This window comes from Polaribacter sp. Hel_I_88, from assembly GCF_000687935.1.
Taxonomy (GTDB): Bacteria; Bacteroidota; Bacteroidia; order Flavobacteriales; family Flavobacteriaceae; genus Polaribacter.
In genome coordinates this window covers 2,024,579-2,050,970 of the sequence record NZ_JHZZ01000001.1, presented here as the reverse complement: position 1 = coordinate 2,050,970, position 26,392 = coordinate 2,024,579, and the positions used below count along the sequence as shown (strand labels likewise).

Below are 26,392 nucleotides of genomic sequence, written 5' to 3'. Positions count from 1 at the left end.
AGGATTTTAAACTAAGTGAAATTTATTTTAGTTCTAATAATTAGTGAATTCGTAGCAAAAAAAATTAAGCTTGTTTCTAAAACAATGAAAAAAGGAATTACAGAAATGTAGTTCCTTTTTTTTGTGAGATAAATTTAAATAACTTTAAATCATTTAATTATATAAAAATAAAAGAGCTAAATATTTTTTAAACCAAGACAAACGTCGTAAATTTGTAGTCAAATGTATTTTAGTTATGAATTATAAAAAACACACTTCCGATTTTGATGTGGTTAATGAGGCCATTAACAATTATGCAATCAGTTTAAATTCAGCTTCTATCTTTAATTTTAATAAAGATAACAATTCATTTTCAGATTTTTTTGACAATAAAATGCTTGTAATTCAAGTTATTAAAAAAGGGTTGCCATATAAAGTTTTTAATGTTATCAAAAAAATTATTCCTTTTACAGAAGATGATTGGGCAAACTATTTAAACATTTCTAAAAAATCTTTGCAAAGATATAGCAATGATAAAAACCACTTATTTAAGCCAATCCACACAGAAAAAATTATAGAAATAGCCGAAGTTACCAATTATGGTAAAGATGTTTTCGATTCTACAGAACAATTTTATTTGTGGTTAAATACGCCATCGTTTATTTTCAATAATTTAAAACCTGCAGAACTTTTACAAGATTCTTATGGCAAAGAATTAGTACTAGAAGAATTAAGTAGAATTGAGCATGGAATTTTTGCATAATGCAGCTTTTTAGACTTTCCAAAAAAAAATACGCAACTGCTTTTAATGGCAAAGGTGCTGCAAAATCTAACAACAGATGGAATAGCAAAGGAACAGAAATTATTTACACAGCAGAAAGTAGAGCTTTAGCAATGGCAGAAGTTGCAGTGCATGTAACTATTGCTACTTTACCTAAAGATTTTGTGATGCTTACCATTGATGTTCCTAATGAAATTGAAATCAAAAAAATTGACTTCATTGATTTAGATAAAAATTGGAATGCTATGCTACCAAATTCTAAAACTAAAAAAATTGGCGATTTATTTATTGATGATTTAGAATTCTGTCTTTTAAAAGTGCCTTCTGCAGTTGTTAAAGGCGATTTTAATTACTTGATCAATCCATACCATAAAGATTTTAAAAAAATTAAAATAGTAGATATTTCTGATTTTCCTTTCGATAAAAGAATGTTCAAATAAAAAATCATTTCATTAAATTTAAAGGATATTTGTAAGACTAAAAACCATCAATGGAAACCTATAAAAAAATTATTGAAGACATTTATTTAGAATTAAAAAAAGTTGATGATATTGGTAAAGTAGCCAATTACATTCCTGAATTAGGCAATGTGAACGACAAAAATTTTGGAGTTCACATAACTACAATCGATAAAGATTCTTTTGGAATTGGCGATCATGAAAAAAAATTCTCCATACAAAGTATCTCTAAAATACTATCTTTAACCTTGGCATATCAGCTGGAAGGAGAAGCTTTATGGCAAAGAGTAGATGTTGAACCTTCAGGAAATCCTTTTAATTCTTTACAACAATTAGAGTCCGACAAAGGAATTCCTAGAAATCCATTTATAAATGCAGGAGCCATTGTAATTTCAGATATTTTAGTTGGGCATCTTAAAAACCCAAAAGAAGATTTTTTAAATTTTTGTAAAAATATTGCGAACAACCCAACATTAAATTATTCCGAAAAAGTTGCACAATCTGAAAAGAAAACGGGTTTTAGGAATAGAGCACTTTGTAATTTTATAAAATCTTTTGGTAATATTAAAAATGATACAGAAAAAGTTTTAGATTTCTATTTTCATATCTGTTCTTTAAGAATGAGTTGTAAAGACCTGTCTGAAATTTTTCTTTATTTAGCTGATGATCGTTTTTTATGCCAAAAAGGAAAAAGAATCCTTACAGAAAGCCAAGCAAAGAGAATTAATGCAATAATGCTTACTTGTGGTTTTTATGATGAATCTGGCGAATTTGCTTTTAGAGTTGGTTTACCAGGAAAAAGTGGTGTTGGTGGTGGCATTCTTGCCATTCATCCAGATAAATTTTGCATTGTTGTTTGGAGTCCGAAATTGAATCCGAAAGGAAACTCTTACAAAGGAATGTTGTTTTTAGAAAGGTTTACAACCAAAACTGAATCTTCAATTTTTTAAGAGTTCTATTGTACGTTTCAATTAAAAAGATGAACTTTCTGCTTTCAATCAAATCCAAATGCTATGCAAGCAATTAAAATTTTATCATGCCTACTTTTTATGATATTGATACACTCTTGCTCTAAAAGAGCCACTAATTTTAGTTCTTTTGATGAATATCCGTCCACAGAAAAAAATCTTTGGTTGGAATATTCTAAAGAAAAAACCACTTTTAAAATTTGGTCGCCAACTGCAACTGCTGTAAAGCTAAACTTTTATAAATCTGGGAATGACACTAAAATTATTGAAACTCATCAACTAAAAGATGATGAAAATGGTGTTTGGGAAAAAACTATTAATGGAGATTTAAATGGAACTTACTATACCTATCAAATTTATGTTAATGATAATTGGCTTGCAGAAACACCTGGAATTTATGCAAAAGCAGTTGGTGTAAATGGGAATAGAGCTATGGTTCTAAATTTTGATGAAACCAATCCTGAAAATTGGCAAAATGATGATTTTGTTACACTAAAAACACCAAACGAAGCTATTATTTACGAATTGCACATTAGAGATTTTACCATTCAAAAAGAAGCAAATTCTAGATTTGCTGGTAAATATTTAGGTTTGGTTGAAAAAGATTCTAAAAATTCTTTAAATGTTTTAACTGCCATCAATCATATAAAAGAACTGGGCATTACTCATGTTCATTTATTACCAACTTTCGATCATTATTCAATTGATGAAAGTAATTTAGAGAAGCCGCAATTTAATTGGGGTTATGATCCACAAAACTATAATGTTCCTGAAGGCTCTTTTGCTACAAATCCCTTTGACGCTGAAGTGAGAGTTAAGGAATTTAAAACGATGGTTAAAGCTTTTCATGATGCCAATATTGGCGTTATTTTAGATGTGGTTTATAATCATACAGGAAGAACAGAAACCTCAAATTTTAATTTAGAAAACCCAAACTATTATTACAGATTTGATGAAAAAGGTAATTTTTCTGATGCTGCAGCTTGTGGAAATGAAACTGCCTCAGAAAGAGAAATGATGCGAAAATTTATGATTGAATCTGTAAAATATTGGACAGAGGAATATCATTTAGATGGTTTTAGATTCGATTTAATGGGCATTCATGATATTGAAACCATGAATTTATTAGCAGACGAAATCAAAAAAATAAACCCTAATAGTTTAATTTATGGTGAAGGTTGGACTGCTGGAGATTCTCCACTTCCAGAAGCAAAAAGAGCTTTGAAAAAACACACGCATCAAATGCCAAAAGTTGCTGCTTTTTCTGATGATATAAGAGATGGAATTAAAGGTTCTGTTTTTGAAGATAAGAGCACAGGTTTTGTAAATGGCGCAAAAGGTATGGAAGAATCCATAAAATTTGGCGTTGTTGGTTCCATTAAACATGCTCAAATAAATTATAAAAAAATAAATTATTCTGATGAATTTTGGGCAAATGAACCTTGGCAAGCAATTAATTATGTTTCTTGTCATGACAACCATACGTTATTTGATAAATTAAAAATATCGCAACCAAAAGCATCCGATAAAGAAATAAAAGCAATGCACAAATTGGCAACTGCAATTGTTTTAACGTCTCAAGGAACGCCTTTTTTACATGCTGGTTCAGAAATGATGCGTACCAAAAATGGCGAACATAATTCTTATAAATCTCCAGATAGTATCAATCAAATTAATTGGAATTTAAAGGTTAAGAATGCTGATGTTGTTGCTTATTTTCAGAATTTAATCAAGTTACGCAAAGAACATTCTGCTTTTAGAATGACTTTTGCAAAAGAAGTTCAAGAAAACTTAGAGTTTTTAAAAATTGAAGACGGATTCGTTTCTTATCAACTTAAAAATAATGCAAATAACGATTCTTGGAAAACTATTTTGGTAATTTATAATGCTCAAAAAAATAGTGTAAATTACACGTTAAAAAAGTCTTGGAGTATTGCTGTTTTAGGAGATGATTTCAATTTTGAAAAAGAACAAAAAGTTTCAAAAATGGTAAATATTCCAGCAAAATCCATGGCTATATTATTTCAAAAATAAAATCAATATAAAAAACATACTTATAAATGAGCAGTAAACTAATAGATTTATTTGAAGAAATTTTTGAGACACATTCAGAGTACAAAGAAACTGTTGTAGAAAAACATATTCAAAAATTAAAAGAATTAGATGAATATTTACCTGCAATGCAATCGTTTTTTATTGTTACCAATACCACAACCCAAAAATATCCTTTTATCAGTAAAAACTTTGAATACACACTTGGTTTAGATAGAGAAAAAATGACCACAATTGGCGCTCCTTATTGGTTTTCGCATTTTCATCCAGATGATATTCCTATTTGGATGCGTGCTTTAAACGACCTAATGTTGTTTACAATGACAGAAATTCCGATTGAAGATAGAAGTAAATTAAGTTACACTTGGAATTTTAGAGTAAAAAATAGCAAAGATGAATATTTGAATGTTTATGAGCATCAAACTCCAACTTATTTTGATGAAAATGGAAAACCAATTATTGGAATTACGCATCAAAGTGTTATTGGTGGTGGAGAAAAAAGACCAATTATTGCCACTGTAAAAAAATTAAATGATAAAAATGAGTATGAAACTATTTTCTATAAAAATTATTCTCAAAAATTACTCACAGTTTCTTTAACTAATAGAGAAAAAGATATTGTTAGATTGTTGGCTTTAAATAACACGACTAATCAAATTGCAGAGAAACTTCACATTAGTCCACATACAGTAAGCGTACACAGAAAAAATATTTTAGCAAAGTTAAGTTTTGATTCTACAAAAGAACTTGTTCAATATTGTTTAATAAATCTACTTTTTTAGAAAAATTTAAAATTGCATTTAGATATATTGAAAACGTTTAATTTTTTATAAAAAAATATATAAGCAAAGAGACCGTAAAAACGGTCTCTTTTATTTATGATTAAAAATCACTCATGATAGAACAGTCCCCCAACTTTCCATCAAATTTTCTGATGCTCATAAAGCAACATTTCAATTTTTTTATCAATAATTAACTATATAGGAAACGCAATTTTTTTATTAAATTCAATAGCAATTTAATTTAAACGTTTTATAAAATCTAAAAAAATAATTTTGATATTATTATTTGCTTAAAAATTTTATCAGATTAATAATTTAATAGGAATCTTTCTATATCTTCTATATAACCTTTCCCTATAAACATTCTAAAAACGTTAAAATAAATACAAATATAATAGATAAATTATTAGCAATCAAACCTCTATTGCATTTTTTTAATTTAATCCTGAATCGCTAACTATTATTGAGTTTTTGCTAAAAACAATGTTGCAAACTGAATTGCTCAAAAATCAATCAGTAGAAAAAAATGCTCTATAAACCTGTCTTTAAGTTCTTTTTCTGATAGGCAACTTAGGATAAAAAAAAGATAATTTACTTTATAGGATTTGAAAAGCTACAATAAAAACAATAGTTTAAGTTGCAAAGTAAAAAGTATTTAATTATTGTGCTTTCTGTTTTTAATTAAAAGCGAAATTTATCTATTTTATAATTCTGCATAAATACTTACAACTTTATGTTTTGCTCTTTTAATTCGCATTTTAACGGCACTTTCGCCAATAACTAATGTCTCTTTAATTTCTCTAATACTTATATCTTCCTGATATTTCATTAAAAGAATCATTTTATCTTTTGGTGCTATTAACTCCAAAGCCCTTGCCAATTTTTCTGATTTTAAAGCAAGTAATTGAGCATTTTCTAATTTCTCGGAAACGTCGTTATCTTTAATAACGTCTGTTACTATAGTAAATTTTTCTTTTTTCTTATATGCATTTCTCTGTACATAATTTACACAAAAATTATAGGTAAAAGAATACAACCATGTAGAAAACTTAGCGGTTCCTTTAAAGGTTTTTAGCTTTGTAAACAATCTAATAAAAACATCGTGTGTTAAATCTTCTGCCTCTTCTTTGCTTTTTGCAAATCCATAACATTTATGATATACAACTTTAAAAAACCTATCATATAAAATAGCGAACAGTTGTGAGTTGTTTGTTTCAATTATTTTAAAGACTAATTCCTCATCTGTTAACTTATATGTAATATTTGAGCTCAATATGTTTTACTTTTTAAAAACAAAAAAAATAAAATATCTCACTTAATTTTAAATAATAAGTTGAAGTGTACATAAAACACGTTGAATGTTTTATGCATCACTTTTAAAAAAAATAAAACTTTTTGTAACATTTATTTAAAAGCTTACGTATAAGTAATTGTAACGATTACATTAATCTTATAAAGTTATAGCAAATTAAATGAGACAACTTAAAATTACCAAGCAGGTTACAAACAGAGAAACTGCTTCCCTAGACAAATATTTACAAGAAATTGGTAAAGTAGACTTAATTACTGCAGATGAAGAAGTGGAATTGGCACAGCTTATTAAAGCTGGAGACCAAAGAGCTTTAGAGAAATTAACAAAGGCCAATTTACGATTTGTAGTATCTGTTGCAAAACAATATCAAAACCAAGGTTTAACGTTACCAGATTTAATTAATGAAGGTAATTTAGGATTAATCAAAGCAGCAAAACGTTTTGATGAAACTCGTGGTTTTAAATTTATTTCGTATGCTGTTTGGTGGATTCGTCAATCGATCTTACAAGCCTTAGCAGAACAATCTAGAATTGTACGTTTGCCTTTAAATAAAATTGGTTCTATTAATAAAATCAATAAAATGTATGCGTTTTTAGAGCAAGAAAATGAAAGACCTCCAAGTCCTGAAGAAATTGCAAAAAAACTAGACATGACTGTGAACGACGTTAAAGAATCTATGAAGAATTCTGGACGTCATGTATCTATGGATGCTCCTTTAATTGAAGGTGAAGATTCTAATTTATACGATGTTTTAAACTCTGGTGAGTCTCCAAATCCAGATCGTGTTTTATTACACGAATCTTTAAGAATTGAAATTAACAGAGCTTTAGAAACACTTACACCAAGAGAAGCAGATGTTGTAAAATTATACTTTGGTTTGGGTGAACACCAACCAATGACTTTAGAAGAAATTGGTGAAACTTTCGATTTAACAAGAGAACGTGTTCGTCAAATTAAAGAAAAAGCAATTCGTAGATTAAAACACACATCTAGATCTAAAATTTTAATGACTTACCTAGGCTAGCAATCGCAGATTGCACTAGTTATCTCACTCTTACTTTTAAATAAGTGTGAAAATATTTAAAACTCTCGAATTCAATTTCGGGAGTTTTTTTATTTGAAGCTATTTCCAGCTTTCCACTATATCTTTTTATGCGAAAAAGCATAAAAAGGATGTCGTTTCAATCTGGGCTAGACTTGTTTGCCAACTAACTGATAAATTTTAAAATATTAATCTTTCAATAATCCAGCCCTTAAAGGGTTCAAAACCCTTTGAGGGCTTTTTACAAAATAGTTTAAAATAATCATTTGAATTAATAGTCCTTTAAATACTCCAATAAATAAATTATATTTACAGTAAAACAGTAATATAAAAAACACTATATCATGTTTATTTTACGGGATATGTGTAGTAAAAATTGTTATATAAATAGTTGGCAAACATTTGAGAAAAACACAAAATGAAAAAAGTAGAATCGTCTAATCGGATTTTAAAAATTGAAGGAAGTGAATTTGAGTTGGAATATAATATTAGAGAAGTCCGAATAATAAATGATTTAGCAGTTGTTATTTATAAGTTTGACGAAAATGCACCAAAACATAGACAATTTAAGAATTGTAACGCATTTGACAAAAACGGAAGACTGATTTGGATTGCTCAACATCCTACAAATATGACAGCTGACTCTTATGTGGAATTTATGAAAGGTAATAAAAATCGGATATGGAATTTTGGCGGATTTATTTGTGAACTTGATTTTCAAAATGGGAAATTAAAAAATGCTGAATTCACTAAATAACAGAATTTAATGTTGACAGAAATAATTTTAGAAAACTATAAAGTTCAATCAACTGGTGCTGATGGTGGACATAACTATATTATAACAGAGATTAAACATAATAATTTTAAAAGAAAATTAATTGTTCTGTTTGCCAAAAAAAGTGATGAACGGAATTTAAAAGAAAATTCGAGAATTAAAATAAAAGGAGAATTAGAAGATAATGGAGAAAAAAATGACTTGATAATGAGAAACAATAAAAACGATTTGCTAACACCATATATAATATATTGTTGACTTCTTGCCTACTTTCAAAAATCCTATCAGATTTTCTTGGTCTTTAATTATTTACTAAATTAGTTTCTTAATTCACGTAACAAATCAAAAATAAAAAAATTAAGCCGTACGAAAATTACTATGAAAAAAATCATCCTATTATTAAATATTCTATTCCTTTTCAACTCTTGTGGAACAAAACCGAAGACGACAATTGAAAATAAAGAATTAGAAATAATGGATGTTGGAACTATTGATTTAAACAAGAAAAAATTGAAACTTAAAATTGGGCCTACTTGGTATGACAATGAATCAGAATTTCATTTAGTATTTGGAGTTACCCAACAAAGTTCTGATGAGAATTACATAACCGAACTACATTTTAATTATGGTGGCAATATAGACTGTGAAAACAAAACTCTCTCTGCTATATTTGATTTTAAAAATTCAAAGGATTTAATACTTTCAGACTCAATTAACAAACTACTACCTGTCGCAAAAAACATAATCCAACGAAAACAAAAGAATTCAAGCATTGAATTTGATTTCAAAAACCCAAGTCCTGGAAAATTAGTGTTTGCAATTGAAAAAGTAAATTTAAAGCCGAACAAAAAACAAAACAAAATTAATTTAAAAATAAAATCTCAATGTGAAGAATATTTAAATCTACCAATAATTCTTGCAAAATATACTGTTTCAGAAGCTGACGAGTTAATAAATAATTATATTAATAATGAATTAAATTTATTACCCGAAAACGAATTAAAAAATTTAAAAGTTATTTTTTCTTTTAACCAAGTTCATAAAACTGAAAAGTTTTTAATCGATATGGTTGACCAAAGGAATATGCAGATTTTATCTTATGATTATACCTCGAAAAAATACATTCTTACTGATATTGAAAAAAATAAAACGCAGCAACTAACATCCCAATATCACAACTAAAAATCCCGTAATTTATTCTCAAAAAAATAACAGCATTTAAAATCACTAAAACTATTAGTGATTTTTTTGTTCCAAACTCAAAACTCTTTTAAAAGCGTGCTTTCTTAAAAAAGTATTCCTTTCTTAGTATCTTTGTAAAATACAAACAACACAACAAATACAATGAGTAATTTAATTGCACCTTCAATTTTAGCAGCAGACTTTGCCAATTTACAAAGAGATATAGAAATGGTTAATAACAGTGAAGCAGATTGGTTTCATATCGATATTATGGATGGCGTTTTTGTGCCTAATATTTCTTTTGGTATGCCAGTTTTAAAAGCGATTACAAAACACGCAAAAAAAACAATTGATGTACATTTAATGATTGTAAATCCAGATCAATACATTCAAACATTTGCAGATTTAGGCGCCAATATTTTAACGGTACATTATGAAGCTTGTACCCATTTGCATAGAACAATTCAGGCTATTAAAGCAGCAGGCATGAAAGCTGGAGTTGCCTTGAATCCTCATACACCAATTGCAGTTTTAGAAGATATAATTGCAGATTTAGATTTGGTATGTATTATGAGTGTAAACCCTGGTTTTGGCGGACAATCATTTATCGAAAATACGTATAAGAAAGTAAATCAGTTAAGACACTTAATCGAGTTTACAGAATCTAACTGCCAAATTGAAATTGATGGTGGAGTAACCAATGTAAACGCAAACAAACTAATTGAAGCTGGAGCCAATGTTCTAGTTGCAGGAAGTTATGTTTTTAGAAGTGATGATCCAACAGCAACCATTGCAGATTTAAAAAATATTGTTGGATAATTATTTCACCAATAATTTTAAAAATAAATGCCACAAATTCACGAATTTTTATTCTAAAAAAAATAATTCGTGAATTCGTAGCAAAAAAATAAGTATACTTTCATAACCTAATTCCAGATTAAAAAAAAGTATTGTACACTGTAATCGACATAGAAACCACAGGAAATGGCGCAAAAGGTCAAAAAATAACAGAGATATCCATTTTTGTTTTTGATGGCAAAAAAATTCTTGATGAATACACAACCCTTGTAAATCCTGAGCAAGATATTCCACCATTTATTACCAATCTTACTGGTATTACAAATGCGATGGTTAGAAATGCACCTAAATTTTATGAAATTGCAGAAAAAGTAATCGATATTACAAAAGACACTATTTTTGTGGCTCATAACGTAAATTTCGATTACAATATTATTCAAGACGAATTTAAGAGTTTAGGGTTTCCTTTTGTTCGTAAAAAATTGTGTACTGTTCGTTTAACGAGAAAAATTGTACCTGGTTTAAATTCTTACAGTTTAGGCAATATTTGCATCAGTGAACAAATACCCATAAATGGGAGACACAGAGCAAAAGGAGATGCAGAAGCCACCACAGAATTGTTTAGAAGATTACTAGAAAGAGATACTAATTTTACGATTAATTCTTTTTTAAATCCACGTTCTAAACAAGCCACTTTACCTCCACTTTTAAATAAAAGTGATGTTGATAATTTACCAGAAACCTTTGGTGTTTATTATTTTAAAAATAGCGCTAAAGAAATTATTTATGTTGGTAAAGCCAACAATATAAAGCAAAGAGTGATCAGTCATTTTTACGATAAAAAGAAAAAAGAGAGAGAAATGTGTCTGGAAACTGCACATATTTCTTTTACTGAAACTGGTAGTGAATTACTAGCTCTTTTGTTGGAATCTTCAGAAATTAAACACAGATACCCAAAATTCAACTACGCTCAAAAACGTAAAAAAGATACTTTTGGAATTTTCTCTTATATAGATCAAAAAGGAATTATACATTTAGCCTATAATAAACTGAAATTGGCTCCAAACCCAGTAATTAATTTCAATTCAATTGGTGAATGCAGAACTTTTTTAGAAACTTTATGTATCGATTTTAAATTATGCCCAAAATATTGTCATTTACAAACCAACGTTGCCAATTGTTCTGAGCATATTTTAGATGATTGTTTAGGCATTTGTTGCAATCAAGAATCTGTAAAAAATTATAATATTCGAGTTCAAGAAGCTATTAATTCTATCACCTTTAATAAACAGAATTTTATTTTAAAAGAAACAGGTAGAACTGAAAATGAAACTGGTTTTGCATTAATTTTAAACGGAATTTACAAAGGTTTTGGCTATGTAGAATCACAACAAGCTGAGCAACTGGAAAATCCTGAAGACTATCAGTTTTTTTTAGAACCTCAAAAAGACAATAACGATATTCAAAAAATTATAGCTTCTTATTTAAAGAAACAAGCAGCTTTATCAGTTTAAAATTGAAGCAAAAGTTTTTTTAAAATTAAGGATGTGCATTTACCCAAACTTCACCATCAGAAAAATGTTCTTTTTTCCAAATAGGAACAGTTTCTTTTAAAGTATCAATAGCGAATTCACAGGCTAAAAAGGCTGCTTTTCTATGTTTGGATGACGTTGTAATAATTACAGGAACATCGCCAATTTGCAACATTCCTTCTGCATGATGAATGGCGATTTTAAATATATCAAATTTCTCTAAAGTCAAATCTGCAATTTTTTGCATCTCTTTTATTGCCATAGGTTTGTACGTAGAAAAATCTAATTGTGTAACTTCCTTTCCTTGCGTATCATTTCTTACAGTGCCAATAAAAGCAGTAATTCCTCCACAAATATCATCTTCTACAAAACTGTAACATTCCTGTAGATTTAATTTTTCTGATGTTATTTTTATGGATGTTCTAATCATTACTAAAAATGCTTAAATAAAGTTAAAAGATACTGAAACAGGTTCAATTCAAGGCAAAAATAGTGAAACAAGTTGTATTTTTGCAACTGAAATTTAAAACCAAATGTTCTCGATTCAATTTTGATAAAAAATCGAAATTAATCGAATTAACATCACATAAAAAAATGAAAAATATCTTTAGAATTGTAAGTTTTTTAGAAGGCGTTTCTTACTTACTTTTATTATTTATTGCAACACCAATTAAGTATTTTCAAGAAGATCCACAATATGTAAAAATGCTAGGAATGCCTCATGGAATACTTTTTATGCTTTATATTGTTTTGGCAATCGTCCTTAAAAAAGAAATGAATTGGACGAATAAAACGTTGGGAATTGTTTTAATTGCTTCTGTAATTCCTTTTGGTACTTTTTATGTTGATAAGAAATATTTGCAGAAGTAATTTTCTGTAGAAAAAGTTTAGACACAGAGATTCAAAGAGGAAAAAAACAGAGATTCACAGAGAATTTTTGTGCAACAATTTCAAATAGAAAATAACATAAGAGTATTTTCCCCTTTGGGGAATTAAAGGGGCTTTACCCTCCACTTACAGGAGGAATAATTGCAACAACATCTCCATTTTTCAAAATCAAATCATCACTAGCATACTCTTCATTTACAGCAATTGCATACGAGTTTAAGTTTTCTAACTGTGGATATTTTTCTTTTAAAATCGATTTAAAACTAGCAATCGTACTTTTTTCATCTACAGAAATATCTAGTTCTGAATGTTGAACTAAATCTGCTGTGATTCCAAAAAAAAGTGTTTTTATATTCATACCATAAATATATTAAAATAAGCTGGCTCTAAATACCAAACCACTTTCATTTATATTTCCATAATTTGCATTCACGTATTCCAATCGTAAAAAACGGTATTTACCAAAACCTAAATTTGCTAAACCAATAGAATATTCTGAATACGGATTTTTATCAGCCATAAACAACACTTTTCCACCCACAATTAAATGGAAGTTTAACTTATTCACTAAAGGAATTTTACCTAAAATAGAGCCTTTAAAATCGTGTTCCATATGCATTTCTGCATATTTATCATTGGTATAATATCTATAATAATCTAGCAAATTAAAACTGTTTAATTCTCTATCAATAGGAAACAATAATTGATTTCCATTGGCTTGTAACTTGTCCATAAAAGCAATATTTTTTTGCTTTAAAAAGGCACCTCCTCTTATATGATATGCAAAATCACCAAAATTACCAGCAGTAATATTCTGCCTAATATTTGCCAAAAATAAATCTGAATTTAACTCAGTGTTGCTTGCTCCAAATCGTTTTATATAATTTACACTGATTGTTGGGTATTTATCATTACCCTGATTTACTTTCATATCTGGATAACTCAAATATTTTTGACCAAATACAAACGTTGTTCCTATATTTAAAGTAGCAATATTGTGTTCGGCAAAAGCGCTATTTTCAAAATCTGTTGGATTTAAAGGATTGTTAGACGTATATCCATTAGTGTCTTGTTTTGCAAAAGAATAATCTGTCGTGTTAAAAAGTGGAGTTCTTTTTGCATATTCTAAAGAACCAAAAAAGTAAATTCCGTTTTTAATTTCTTCTGAATACTGAACTTCTGTATATGTTTTTTCATATATTTTCATAAAGTTATCTCTATAAAAAAGAGACGTAATTGTATTATTTAATTTAAAAATAGGATCTCTACCATTAAATTGTGGTGTTACAATTCCTCCAGAAATAGACAGTCTAGGTTTGGAAAAATTATCCCATTTTTTAGAGAAATAGAACGTTGGTCTTAATCGTTTATCAGAAAATCCATAATTAAAATTCAAGCCAGCATTCCACCATTTGCCTTCTTCATTTAAAGTTTTAAAATAACTAAAACCTGCAGATGCATTAAAACCTTGCACAGTATTAAAACCTGTTCTTAGCAAAGGGCCATTGTAAGAAAAAGACCAATTTTCGTAAGAATTTCGGAATGAATACCCAGATAAAGGATCAAACAAACCGAATTTATTGCCTTTTACATCTAAAGAATCTAAATATTTTTTAGATTTTCTAATCGTTTTTATACTATCTTTTAAAGAATAATCTTGCGTTTCTTCTTTTGTAAGTGGCACAGGTCTTAAGGTGTTCCAAAAAGTTGTATCCTTTTTAGTGGCATCTTTTTCGAAAGATAATACTTCGTTTGTAAAGGTTTTTTCGCTAAAATCAGGATTAAAATCATAATCAGAATACACATAAGAAAACTTACCTTTTGGCTTGAATCCTAGAAATTTAATGTCAAAATCTATGGTTTGTCCAATTAATACCCACGCATCTATTTTATCTGAATAATTATAGGTTTGTTTTAGCCCCAAAAAGTTTACAAAAGGTAAGTTTACCTGTTTCCCAGTAGTTGTTAAATCTGAACCATACAAAGCCCAATCATCTTCTACAACGTAAATTGAACCTTCAAAAATTCGGTCGTTTTTACGTTTTGGTAACACATTAATTTTATTGATTAATTTGCCATTATTATCATAAAAAGTACCTTCTAATTTATAGTTGTAATAGCTAAAAGCATTGCTAGAAATTGGCGAAACCAAATCGTTAAAAACTTCGATACTATTTTCATATAAATCGATATTTGAATCCTCTGCCCTATTAAAACTTACACCATTATCTTCTCCAGAAACTTTAGAAGCAACAATTTTTTCTTTAAATTTTTTAGGTGACTTTTGAAAAGAAATATTTGAGAAAGTTTCTGACAAGTAGATAATTCCACTTCTTGTAGAATCTAAACCTCCACCAAAATCGCCCATACTTATGCCTACAAATTTTTCTGGAGCGTCTTTAATTCTAGTCAATCCACGAGAATAGAATTTAGCAGTATAATTTGAGTATTTATCAGTATTTTTATCCTTATTCGCAATTACATTTCTAATAATTCTGTTTGCTGGATTGTCTTTTGTTGATATTGAAATCTCGTTTAATTGAACATCTTCCTCCTCTAATTGTATATTTAATTCAAAAGGAAAATTGTTTATAGCAACCTCTTTCTTAATTGTTTTATAGCCTAAAAACTGAAAAACAATCGTATAATTTCCTTTTTTGTTGATGTCTAAAACATATTCTCCAGCATCGTTAGAAGTAGTTCCTGTAACAGTTTTATCTAAATAAATACTCACAAAAGAAAGTGGCTCGTTTTTAACATCGGTTATAGTACCTTTTATTTGTGCTAGTTGTATAGAGCTTATAAAAAGGAAAACTAGTAAAGCAATTTTTTTCATTAGGTTGATTTTCTTTATTGGTCGTAAATTTAGAGTTTCTGTTACAAGTAACTGTTGATTTTTTGTTAAACAATCAATTAATTATTTTACGTAAAGACGAAGAAAAATATGATAAAGTTGCCTAGCATTTAGCATCAAAAAAAAAGTGATTTCTAAAATTTTGCTTTAAAAAGATTTAACACATTACTATTAAAAATCATCTTTTAAAAACTAAAAATAACTTTACCCTTTATTTTTAAGTATTATCTTTGTTGGTCAATTTAAAAACAACTTTAAGCATGAGCGATTCTAGAAAAAGACACGAAGCTTTATTATATCACGCAAAACCAAAACCAGGTAAAATTGCTGTTGTACCTACTAAAAAATATGCAACGCAACACGATTTAGCATTAGCCTATTCTCCAGGAGTTGCAGAACCTTGTTTAGAAATTGCAAAAGATAAAAACAATGCTTACAAATATACTGCTAAAGGTAATTTAGTAGCTGTTATTACAGACGGATCTGCAGTTTTAGGTTTGGGAGATATTGGCCCAGATGCCTCAAAACCAGTTATGGAAGGAAAAGGTTTATTATTCAAAATTTTTGCTGATATTGATGTTTTTGACATCGAAATAGACTCTAAAAATGTTGAGCATTTTATAGAAACAGTAAAAGCAATTGCACCCACTTTTGGAGGTATTAATTTAGAAGACATCAAAGCACCAGAAGCTTTTGAAATTGAAAGACGTTTAAAGGAAGAATTAGACATTCCTGTAATGCATGATGATCAACATGGAACTGCTATTATTTCTGCTGCTGCTTTAAAAAACGCTATTGAAATCACCAAAAAAGACATTACCAAAGTAAAAATGGTCATTAATGGTGCTGGAGCTGCTGCCATTTCTTGTACCCGTTTGTATTTAGAATTGGGTGCTGTTAGAGAAAACATTGTAATGTGTGATAGCAAGGGTGTTATCAGAAAAGATAGAGATAATTTAACCTCACAAAAAGCCGAATTTGCAACCTCTCAAGATTTGCATACGTTAGAAGAAGCCATGCAAAATGCCGATGTTTTTATTGGTTTGTCTATGGGAAATGTGGTAACACCAGAAATGCTGTTATCTATGGGCAAAAAACCGATTGTTTTTGCTATGGCAAACCCAGTTCCAGAAATAGATTATGATTTGGCACTTGCAACAAGAGACGATATTGTAATGGCTACAGGAAGATCAGACCATCCTAATCAAGTAAATAACGTACTTGGTTTTCCGTTTATCTTTAGAGGTGCTTTAGATGTTAGAGCCACTAAAATTAACGAGGAAATGAAAATGGCAGCTGTGCATGCCTTAGCAGATTTGGCTAAAAAAACAGTGCCTGAACAAGTAAACATTGTGTATGATGAAGTTAGCTTGGCTTTTGGCGAAGAATATATTATTCCGAAACCATTTGACCCAAGATTAATTTATGAAATTCCACCAGCAATTGCAAAAGCGGCTATGGAATCTGGAGTGGCTTTAGAACCTATTTCAGATTGGAATAAATATAGAGAGGAATTAATGGAACGTTCTGGTTCTGGCAGTAAAGAAATTAGACTGCTACATAACCGAGCTAAAAGTAATTTAAAACGTATTGTTTTTGCTGAAGCTGATCATTTAGATGTATTAAAAGCAGCACAAAGAGTGCATGAAGAGAAAATAGGAATCCCAATTTTATTAGGAAGAAGAGAAGTAATTCTGGAACTAAAAGAAGAAATTGGTTTTACAGATGATGTGCCACTTTTTGACCCAAAAACGGATGAAGAAGAAAAACGAAGAGATCGTTATGGAGAAGCCTACTGGAAAAGCAGACAGCGAAAAGGTAGAACATTATCTGAAGCAAAAAAATTAATGCGCGAGCGTAATTATTTTGGTGCAATGATGGTAAATAAAAAAGAAGCAGATGCTTTAATTACTGGATACTCAAGACCTTACCCTTCTGTAGTAAGACCAATTTTAGAGTTGATAGAAAAACAAAAAGGCGTTTCTAAAGTTGCTGCTTGTAATTTAATGTTAACGAAACAAGGGCCAATGTTTTTAGCAGATACTACTATTAACGTAAATCCTACTGCTAAAGATTTGGTAAAAATTGTTCAGTTAACAACCCATTTAACAAAAATGTTTGGTGTAAAACCAAATGTAGCAATGTTGTCTTTTTCTAACTTTGGCTCTTCATCTCACGAAACTTCAACAAAAATAAGAGAGGCTGTTACGTATATGCACCGCAATTTTCCTGATATGGTTGTAGATGGCGAAATTCAAGCAGATTTTGCTTTAAACTCGCAAATGTTAGCAAAAGAATTTCCGTTCTCAAAATTGAATGGTAAAAAAGTAAATGTGTTAATTTTCCCAAATTTAGAATCTGCAAATATTACCTACAAACTTTTAAAGGAGTTACAAGGAGCAGAATCTATTGGTCCCGTAATTTTAGGATTAAGCAAAGCCGTTCACGTTTTACAATTAGGTTCTAGCGTAGATGAAATGGTAAATATGGCAGCCTTAGCAGCTGTAGATGCTCAACAAAAAGAAAGTATAGCTTAGCATTTTAAGCATAAAATTTATTTTAAAAAGGCTTACATACCCATTGGTTTGTAAGCTTTTTTGTTTACAATAGAGATACTTTATTTAATGTCCTTAGAAAACACCAAATGTTGACACTTAGAAAGAAAATCATTGTTACGAAAACGCCATGGCTGAAAGCGTAAAAGGAATCTTAAAAGACAAATTTTATCTCGACTAAACCTTTGATTACGTGGCTCACGCAAAGAGAGCTGCAAAAAATGCAATTAATTTATACAATGAAATTAGATTACACGTATCTTTAGATTATAAAACACCAAATATGATATATCAATTATCAGCTTAAAAACAATTTTTACCTGTAACCATATTTCAGGACTAGACACGTCTGAATTAAATGATGGAATTGTAATTCACTATTGTCAATAAAAAACTGCGTACAACATCCGAATAAAACAAATAGAAAAATAACCAGTACTATCTATAAAAAATAAAATTACCAAAAATACTTACAATATAACAACCTAAATATAAATCGATTACAAACAATCTTACCCATATTTTAAACCTACTTCTATAACACTCTCAACTTCTTTTAACTTTTTATTAGTATTTCTAAATAGGGAATGCAACTAACCTAAAATAAATTATTACTTTAGACGCCAAGAAAAAAAAGGAATGATTACACAAGTTAGAGGAAGGTTGGTAGAGAAAAGTCCTACAGAGGTAGTTGTAGATTGCAATGGTGTTGGGTATTTGCTACATATTTCACTAAATACTTTTTCTGGTTTGCCTGCAGATGAAAATGTAGTTTTATACACACATTTATCGATAAGAGAAGATGCACACACCTTGTTTGGGTTTATCAACAAGACTGAAAGAGAGGTTTTTAAACTTTTAATTTCGGTTTCTGGTGTTGGGCCTAGTATTGCAAGAACTATGTGTTCTTCTATGACCAGTGAGGAAATTCAAAATGCAATTGCCTCAGAAAATGTGGCTGTTATTCAATCTGTAAAAGGAATTGGTGCAAAAACTGCACAAAGAGTTATTGTAGATTTAAAAGATAAAATCTTAAAAACCTTTGATGTTGATGCAATTTCCTATACTGAAAGCAATACAAATAAAGATGAAGCGTTATCTGCTTTAGACGTTTTAGGGTTTCATAAAAAACAATCTGAAAAGATTGTAAATGCTGTTTTAAAAGAAAACCCTGATGCTACCGTTGAAAAAATTATAAAACTAGCTTTAAAAAACTTATAATCAATTGATTAGATTTTTAAAAAATATACTTTTAGTGGTGCTATTTACTTTTCTAGTAAATTTTTCTTTTAATGCACAAACAAAACAAAGTAAAGATTCTACAATTGTAAAAAAAGATACCTTAAATTTAAGGTACGATTTTAACAACACCCAAAAAGGAGGTCTCTTTTTAGATGACTTAGCCAAAAAAGAAGTAATTTTTGACAAAACTTTAAACAGATATGTAATCGTAGAAAAAATTGGCGATTATTATACAAAAACACCCATTTTTTTAACACGTAAAGAATATGCTCAATATCGTTTAAAGCGAGATATGTTGCAATATTTTAAAGACAAAGTAAGTGCAACGAATAGCAAAAAGAAAGGTGCTGCAGCCGCTCAAAAAGACTTATTACCAGATTATTATGTAAACTCAAAGTTCTTCGAATCTATTTTTGGAGGTAATAAAATTGAATTTACACCCACTGGAAATTTAAGCGTACGTCTTGGTTTTATTTATCAAAATACAGAAAACCCACAAATATCCGAAGAAAATAGAAGCAGTTTGGTTTTTGATTTCGATCAACAAATAAATGCAAGTATTCGTGCAAAAATTGGGGAGCGCTTGGAGTTTACTGCAAATTATGATACCCAAGCTAGTTTCGATTTTCAGAATTTAGTGAAATTAGATTACACACCCACAGAAGACGATATTTTGCAAGGAATTGAGGCTGGTAATGTTGCTATGCCTATTAAAAATTCCTTAATAAATGGCGCGCAAAGTTTATTCGGTGTAAAGACTCAATTACAATTTGGAAACACTAATGTTACCGCTGTTTTTTCGCAACAAAATTCAGAAAGTAAAACTGTGGTTGCAGAAGCTGGTGCATCAATTGAAGAATTTGAGTTAAGAACTACAGATTATGATAATGACAGACATTTTTTCTTATCACAATTTTTTATTGATAATTACGCAAACTCGTTAAAACAATATCCATTAATTAACAGCCAAGTTAGCATTACTCGTATTGAAGTTTGGATTACCAACAGAAATGCAGCAACTGAAGATTTTAGAAGTATTGTAGCTTTAGCAGATTTAGGAGAATTAAACAATCCTAACGCCAATAATAACTTTTATCAAAATTTGGTAGATGATGCAGGAACAGTACAACCTGTTGACCCTATTAGCATTAATGCAAATGGACAGCAATTAAATTTGCCTCAAAATAATGCCAATAATATTTATACACAAAACGTTTTAGATGGTATTAGAGATGTTTCTAATGTAGATGCTACCTTAAATAATCAGTTTCAAATGCAACAAGGAACAGATTATTCTATTCTTGAAAATGCAAGAAAACTGAATGCGAATGAATACCGATTAAATCCTAAATTAGGGTATATTTCTTTAAATAGAAGATTAAATGATGGTGAAGTTTTAGCAGTTGCTTATGAATATACAGTTGCAGGAACTGTAAATGGTGCAAACTCTAAAAAGTCTTTTAAAGTTGGTGAATTCTCTAATGATGGTGTACAAGCACCAAATAATTTAGCTGTAAAATTATTACGTTCAGAAATTTTACAAACAAAAAGAACAAACCCAACAACGGGTAGAGATGAATCTTTCCCAACTTGGAGGTTGATGATGAAAAACATTTATGCTTTAGGTGCTTTCCCTTTAACACAAGATGGTTTCCGTTTCGAAATTCAATATAGAGATGATGATACAGGTATTGCATCCAATGTTTTACAGAATGCAAACACACCAGATATTCCTACAATTCCGTTAATTCAAGTTTTTAAATTAGACCAGTTAGACCAAAGTCAGTTTAGAACTCCAGATGGTTTTTTCGATTATGTAGAAGATATTACAGTAAATTCTCAAAACGGATTTGTAATATTTCCAGAACCAGAACCATTTGGTAATGATTTAATTATAGATCCTAATAATCCAAATGATGTTGGTTTGAATCCTGCTGTAGATGAACGCTTTTTGTTTAGGGAATTGTATTTAAACACCAAGATTAACATCAAAAACAACTTTCAAAATAAAGATAAATACTTTTTAAAAGGATACTTTAAATCGGAAAGTGCTGGCGGAATTCCTATTGGCGCCTTTAACGTTCCTAGAGGTTCTGTAAGAGTAACTGCTGGAGGAAGACAATTGGTAGAAGGTGTAGATTATGTAGTAGATTATCAATTAGGAAGAGTGCAAATTATAGATCCTGGCTTACAAGCTTCTGGAACTCCAATAAATGTATCAACAGAAAATAATGCTGTTTTTAATCAACAAAGAAAAACCTTTATGGGTGTTGATATAGAGCATGTTTTTTCTGAAGATTTAGTAGTTGGTGCTACTATTTTAAATGTAAATGAAAGGCCTTTAACACCTAAAGTAAACTTTGGAGCAGAACCTATTAACAATACAATGTTAGGTTTCAATTTCGACTATTCTACAGAAGTTCCTTATTTTACTAAATTAGCAAATAAATTACCTTTTGTAGATACAGATGTACCTTCTAACTTATCTGTAAGTGGAGATATGGCGTATTTGTTGCCAGGAACACCAAGTGGTATTGATGTTGCTGGAGCTGCAACTTCTTATATAGATGATTTTGAAGCATCGCAAATACCAATTAGCTTATTATCGGCTTTAGATTGGTATGAAGCAAGTACCCCAAATAATCAAGCAAATGATCGTTTTAATGGTGGTAATAGTGGTTTGACTTACAACTATAAAAGAGGAAAATTAGCTTGGTATAGTATTGATCAGATTTTTTATGGATTTGGAGAAACACCTGCAAGTGTAGATGCAGATGAATTGTCTAGAGCAGAAACAAGACAAATTAATTTTGCTGAATTATTTCCTAATCAGCAATTTGACATCACCCAAAACACACAAATAAGAACATTAGATTTAGCCTATTTTCCAGAAGAAAGAGGTTCTTATAATTTTAACACCACTAATAATGATGTTAATAACGAAGGTAAGTTTATTAATCCTGAAGAGAATTGGGGTGGAATTATGCGTCCTTTAAACACAAACAATTTTGATCAAGCCAATGTAGAATTTATTCAGTTTTGGGTAATGGATCCTTATCAAAATTATTCTATTACAGAAGAAGAAGGTTTACCTCAAGGCGTAAATCCTGAAAACATTACCAATCAAGTTGGAGATTTATATATCAATTTAGGAAACATCTCTGAAGATATTGTAAAGGATAATCGTAAAATGTTCGAAAACGGTTTGCCAGAAGATGGTGTAAAAATACCAGGTTCTAACGTTAACGAAACTATTTGGGGTGATGTGCCAAGAAATCCATCAATTATATATGCATTTAGCGAAGAAGATGCTGCAAGAACAAATCAAGATTTAGGTTTTGATGGTTTAAATGATATTGAAGAGCAACAAAATTTACAAAAATTATCAGATTCTTTGAATTTAAATATCAATTTTAACCGTTTAAATCCTAATGATATTGCTTCTGATAACTTTCAATTTTTTAGAGGAGGAAATTTAGATGCCATTAATGCATCCGTTTTAACAAGGTATAAAGATTTTAATAATACACAAGGCAACTCGCCAACGTTAAATCAATCACCAGAAACATATCCTACATCTTCTACAACATACCCAGATGTGGAAGACATCAACAGAGATCAAACTATGAATACTGTTGAGAGTTATTATGAGTATAAGATTTCTATGAATAAAAATGATTTAAGAGAAGGTAGAAATTTTATTGTAGATTCTAAAACAACCTCTGTAACTTTAGAAAACGGAAATACACAAGAAACTACATGGTATCAATTTAGAGTTCCTATAAGAAATGGAACGCCTGTAAATGGAATTTCTGACTTTAACAGTATTCGTTTTGTAAGAATGTACTTAACAAACTTTAAAATACCTGTAGTAATTCGTTTTGGAGAGTTAGATTTAGTTCGTGGAGATTGGAGACGCTATACAAGAACTATAGATCCAGCAATTGATCCTGATAGAGAATTAACGCAAGCAGAACTAGAAGGTTTTGAGGTTGGTGTTGTAAGTATTGAACAAAATAATGGAAGTTACATTCAACCTCCAGGTATAGAACGTGAACGTTTGCAAGGAACCACAACTGTGCAATTGCAAAATGAGCAATCTGTTACCTTAAAAGTTACCAATTTAGAACCAAACAAAACCCGCGCAATTTTTAAAAATATTAGTGTAGATTTAAGACGTTTTAAGAATCTTAAAATGTTTATGCACTTAGAAGGTTTAAATGTAGAAGCTCCTATTTCTGATAATGATTTTGCTGGAGTAATAAGATTAGGTACAGATTTAAATGAAAATTACTACGAATTAGAAATGCCTTTAACAGTAAGTTCTGGTGGTAATAGCCAATTAGATATTTGGCCAGAAGAAAATAATTTAGATGCTTTTTTAGAGAGTTTTGGAAAAGTAAAACTAGAAAGAGATGCTATTGGAGCAGCCATAAATGAACCTTTTACATCTTCTGCACAAACCGATGTTCCTTATACAATTACAGTAAAAGGAAACCCAACTTTAGCACAATTAAGAACTATTGTTTTAGGGTTAAAAAACATAAGTACTTCAAATAAATCTGGTGAAATTTGGTTTAACGAATTGCGTTCTGCTGGTTTTGACAACGAAGCTGGTTGGGCTGCTGTTATGAATGCTGATGCCAATTTTGCTGATGTTGCAAACGTATCGCTTTCTGGAAGCATGCAAACCATAGGATTTGGAAATGTAGAAGACAGAGTAAACCAACGTAGTTTAGATGAAACCAAACAATATGATGTTGCAACAACATTAAGCTTAGGCAAAGTTTTAACGCCTCAAAAATGGGGAATTCAAATCCCTATGAGTTATAGTGTTGGCGAAAAATTTATAGACCCAAAATTTGATCCTCAATACCAAGATGTAACGTTAGCTGATGCACTAGAACAGAATCCAAATAGTGAGTTTTCTAGAGATTATACAAAAAGAACGAGTATTAGTTTTATCAATGTTAAAAAGAATAGAAATCCGAACACTTCAAAAAAACCTAAGTTTTATGATGTGGAAAATGTAGCGGTTTCTTATTCACATAATAAAGAGTTTCATAGAGATTATAATATTGAAAAATATATTAATGAAAATGTAATTGCATCTGCTGCTTACAATTTTAATTTCAACTCGAAACCCATTGAACCTTTTAAGAAAAATGATTCCTTATTTACGAGCAAGTATTTAAAATTTATAAAAGATTTTAACTTTAACCCTATACCAACTACAGTTGCCATCAACTCTAGGATTAATAGAAATTATAATGAGCAACAATCTAGAAATTTGGTACCTGGATTATCTGCACAACCAGAATTAAAACAACGTAGATTTTTATTTGATTGGGATTATACTGTGGCTTTCGATTTAACAAGATCCATTGTACTAAACTTTAACGCAAGCAATAATTACATTTATGATGCTTTTGGAAGTGGAGAAGAATTGCAAATTTTTGATGATTTCTTTAATACAGGAAGAGCAAATCAATATCATCAAAAATTAAATGCAACCTATGCTTTGCCTTTAGATAAATTTCCATTTTTAAGTTTTATGAAAGCCGATTATGGATACACTGCAGATTATGATTGGCAAGTATCATCTCAAGATGAAACTATTGTTGAGCAAATTGGTAACGTAATTCAGAATGCAAATACTCACAATTTAAATACTACTTTTTCTTTTGATAAGATTTACAAAAGTGTTGGTTTCGAAAAATTGCTACTTACCAAAACACAACGTAAAAATGCCAAAGGAAAAAATACAGCAAGAATAAGACCGAGTAAAAATTTACCTATTGGTAAGAAAATTTTAAAAACCACTTGGGAACTATTAACTTCAGTAAAACAAGGGCAAATAAGTTATACAGAAAACAACGGCCAATATTTACAAGGTTATGATGCAGGTACTGGGTTTTTAGGAGGCCCACCAACCTCTTTTGCATTTGGTAGTCAAGTAGATATTAGAAACAAAGCGCTTATAAATGGCTGGTTAGTAGAGCCTAGAGCTTTAGTTGATGACCCAACAACGCCAAATATTGATGAAAGTGCTTACTTTAATAAAACCTATAACAGAACTGCCTATAATAAGTTAGATTATACATTTACCTTAAAACCTTTTGATGATTTAAATATTGATGTGAGGGGTAATAAAATTAAAACAAGCGATTTATCTCAGCAATTAGATATTATTCAAGATGGTACAGCAACTGGAGCTATCGATTTTGGAATTGATACGTTTGAAACAGGAAACTTTAGTACAAGTTACTCCATGTTTTCTACAGCATTTAAAGATGGAGATGCTTTGTTTCAAACCATGAAAGATTACAGAGGAGAAATTGCAAATAGATTTGCCAGAGAAAACCCTGGAGTAGATGCTACAGGATTTGGGGAAAATAGTCAGCAAGTTTTATTACCTGCTTTTATGGCAGCATATTCTGGCAAAGATCCAAACAAAGTAAATACGGGCTTGTTCAGAAATATTCCAATTCCAAATTGGACTTTACGCTACAATGGTTTTATGAAAATGGCTTGGTTTAAAAAGAATTTTTCTTCATTTGTAGTTTCTCATGGATATCGTTCTTCTTATACAATATCTAATTTTACAAACAATTTACAATATGGAGATGATACCGCTTTTACTCAAAAAAATATAGCTGGTAATTTTGAACCACAAAGATTAATTGCAAGTGCTACTTTAGTTGATGAGTTTTCACCATTAATAAAAGTAGATATGAAAATGAGAAATTCATTTTCGTTAAGAAGTGAAATAAAAAGGGACAGAACTTTAACCATGAACTTTAACAACAGTACTTTAACAGATATTGCAGGTACAGAATATATTGTTGGTTTGGGGTACGTTTTTAAAGATGTTAAATTTAATACGCGTTTTACAGGTAAAAAAACAACCTTAAAAGGAGATATAAATTTAAGAGCAGATGTTTCTTTAAGAGATAATTTAACACAAATTAGATATATTGATGAAGATAATAATCAAATTAGTGGTGGTCAAAGATTATTTTCTATTAAATTTACAGCCGATTATATATTAAGTAGCAATTTAACAGCTTCTTTTTATTATAATCACCAAACATCTAAATTTGCAATCTCTACTACATTCCCAAGACAGGCAATTAATGGAGGTATAAATTTAGTTTATAACTTAGGAGGAAATTAAAATAAAAACAAAAAT

Annotated in this window: 19 protein-coding genes; 15 read left to right on the top strand and 4 right to left on the bottom strand. The window is 29.7% G+C overall.

Going from position 1 to position 26,392, the window contains the following annotated elements:
• The first annotated feature begins 235 nt into the window (after window positions 1-235).
• The 5 genes from P161_RS0109215 (at window position 236) to P161_RS0109195 (ending at window position 5,020) form a co-directional block, all read left to right on the top strand.
• A complete protein-coding gene (locus tag P161_RS0109215) occupies window positions 236-742 on the top strand; it encodes an antitoxin Xre/MbcA/ParS toxin-binding domain-containing protein (RefSeq protein ID WP_036841369.1) in 507 nt (168 codons plus the stop codon).
• Window positions 742-1,200, top strand: a complete 459-nt coding sequence (locus P161_RS0109210; RefSeq protein WP_026776719.1) for an RES family NAD+ phosphorylase — start codon at window positions 742-744, stop codon at window positions 1,198-1,200. The genes P161_RS0109215 and P161_RS0109210 overlap by 1 nt, the downstream gene beginning before the upstream one ends.
• Before the next feature lie 50 nt (window positions 1,201-1,250).
• Entirely contained in the window at window positions 1,251-2,168 is a 918-nt protein-coding gene (locus tag P161_RS0109205) for a glutaminase (protein WP_026776718.1), read from the top strand.
• 99 nt (window positions 2,169-2,267) lie between these two features.
• Window positions 2,268-4,220 carry a type I pullulanase gene (gene pulA / locus P161_RS18310; RefSeq protein WP_081817010.1) on the top strand — a complete coding sequence of 651 codons (1,953 nt, stop codon included), beginning with the start codon at window positions 2,268-2,270 and terminating at the stop codon, window positions 4,218-4,220.
• A 26-nt stretch (window positions 4,221-4,246) separates the two neighbouring features.
• The gene (locus tag P161_RS0109195; protein WP_026776717.1) at window positions 4,247-5,020 is read left to right on the top strand and encodes a LuxR C-terminal-related transcriptional regulator; all 774 of its coding nucleotides are present in this window, start codon (window positions 4,247-4,249) and stop codon (window positions 5,018-5,020) included.
• A gap of 703 nt (window positions 5,021-5,723) precedes the next feature.
• On the opposite strand, the gene P161_RS0109190 is transcribed toward P161_RS0109195, so the two are convergent.
• Window positions 5,724-6,293 (bottom strand): RNA polymerase sigma factor, encoded by a 570-nt coding sequence (locus P161_RS0109190; RefSeq protein WP_081817009.1) that lies wholly within the window; start codon window positions 6,291-6,293, stop codon window positions 5,724-5,726.
• Between the two features lie 199 nt (window positions 6,294-6,492).
• Between P161_RS0109190 and P161_RS0109185 the strand changes: the two genes are divergently transcribed.
• From P161_RS0109185 to P161_RS0109160, 6 genes are all read left to right on the top strand, one after another.
• Window positions 6,493-7,356: an RNA polymerase sigma factor RpoD/SigA gene (locus tag P161_RS0109185; RefSeq protein WP_015482077.1), complete on the top strand. Its 864-nt coding sequence runs from the start codon at window positions 6,493-6,495 to the stop codon at window positions 7,354-7,356.
• A 436-nt stretch (window positions 7,357-7,792) separates the two neighbouring features.
• Entirely contained in the window at window positions 7,793-8,131 is a 339-nt protein-coding gene (locus P161_RS0109180) for a hypothetical protein (RefSeq protein ID WP_026776715.1), read from the top strand.
• A gap of 9 nt (window positions 8,132-8,140) precedes the next feature.
• A complete protein-coding gene (locus tag P161_RS0109175; RefSeq protein WP_026776714.1) occupies window positions 8,141-8,407 on the top strand; it encodes a hypothetical protein in 267 nt (88 codons plus the stop codon).
• Between the two features lie 120 nt (window positions 8,408-8,527).
• Window positions 8,528-9,331 (top strand): hypothetical protein, encoded by an 804-nt coding sequence (locus P161_RS0109170; RefSeq protein ID WP_155810449.1) that lies wholly within the window; start codon window positions 8,528-8,530, stop codon window positions 9,329-9,331.
• A 162-nt stretch (window positions 9,332-9,493) separates the two neighbouring features.
• The gene (gene rpe / locus P161_RS0109165) at window positions 9,494-10,150 is read left to right on the top strand and encodes a ribulose-phosphate 3-epimerase (protein ID WP_026776712.1); all 657 of its coding nucleotides are present in this window, start codon (window positions 9,494-9,496) and stop codon (window positions 10,148-10,150) included.
• 131 nt (window positions 10,151-10,281) lie between these two features.
• Window positions 10,282-11,643 carry an exonuclease domain-containing protein gene (locus P161_RS0109160; protein ID WP_026776711.1) on the top strand — a complete coding sequence of 454 codons (1,362 nt, stop codon included), beginning with the start codon at window positions 10,282-10,284 and terminating at the stop codon, window positions 11,641-11,643.
• 25 nt (window positions 11,644-11,668) lie between these two features.
• Here P161_RS0109160 and P161_RS0109155 read toward each other — a convergent pair whose 3' ends face one another.
• A complete protein-coding gene (locus P161_RS0109155) occupies window positions 11,669-12,091 on the bottom strand; it encodes a molybdenum cofactor biosynthesis protein MoaE (protein WP_026776710.1) in 423 nt (140 codons plus the stop codon).
• 164 nt (window positions 12,092-12,255) lie between these two features.
• On the opposite strand from P161_RS0109155, the gene P161_RS0109150 reads away from it, so the two are divergent.
• On the top strand, window positions 12,256-12,531 hold the full coding sequence (locus P161_RS0109150) for a DUF3817 domain-containing protein (protein WP_026776709.1): 276 nt from the start codon (window positions 12,256-12,258) through the stop codon (window positions 12,529-12,531).
• 133 nt (window positions 12,532-12,664) lie between these two features.
• Here P161_RS0109150 and moaD read toward each other — a convergent pair whose 3' ends face one another.
• Window positions 12,665-12,907, bottom strand: coding sequence for a molybdopterin converting factor subunit 1 (gene moaD / locus P161_RS0109145; RefSeq protein WP_026776708.1), 243 nt, complete (start codon window positions 12,905-12,907; stop codon window positions 12,665-12,667).
• A gap of 12 nt (window positions 12,908-12,919) precedes the next feature.
• Complete coding sequence (locus P161_RS0109140) at window positions 12,920-15,385, bottom strand: DUF5686 and carboxypeptidase regulatory-like domain-containing protein (RefSeq protein WP_026776707.1); 2,466 nt, start codon at window positions 15,383-15,385, stop codon at window positions 12,920-12,922.
• Window positions 15,386-15,663: 278 nt separating this feature from the next.
• Between P161_RS0109140 and P161_RS0109130 the strand changes: the two genes are divergently transcribed.
• The 3 genes from P161_RS0109130 to sprA all read left to right on the top strand — a co-directional run bounded on the left by P161_RS0109130 (window position 15,664) and on the right by sprA (window position 26,377).
• On the top strand, window positions 15,664-17,940 hold the full coding sequence (locus tag P161_RS0109130; protein ID WP_026776706.1) for an NADP-dependent malic enzyme: 2,277 nt from the start codon (window positions 15,664-15,666) through the stop codon (window positions 17,938-17,940).
• Window positions 17,941-18,597: 657 nt separating this feature from the next.
• On the top strand, window positions 18,598-19,179 hold the full coding sequence (gene ruvA / locus P161_RS0109125; RefSeq protein ID WP_026776705.1) for a Holliday junction branch migration protein RuvA: 582 nt from the start codon (window positions 18,598-18,600) through the stop codon (window positions 19,177-19,179).
• 4 nt (window positions 19,180-19,183) lie between these two features.
• Window positions 19,184-26,377 (top strand): cell surface protein SprA, encoded by a 7,194-nt coding sequence (sprA, locus tag P161_RS0109120; RefSeq protein ID WP_026776704.1) that lies wholly within the window; start codon window positions 19,184-19,186, stop codon window positions 26,375-26,377.
• Window positions 26,378-26,392: the final 15 nt, after the last annotated feature.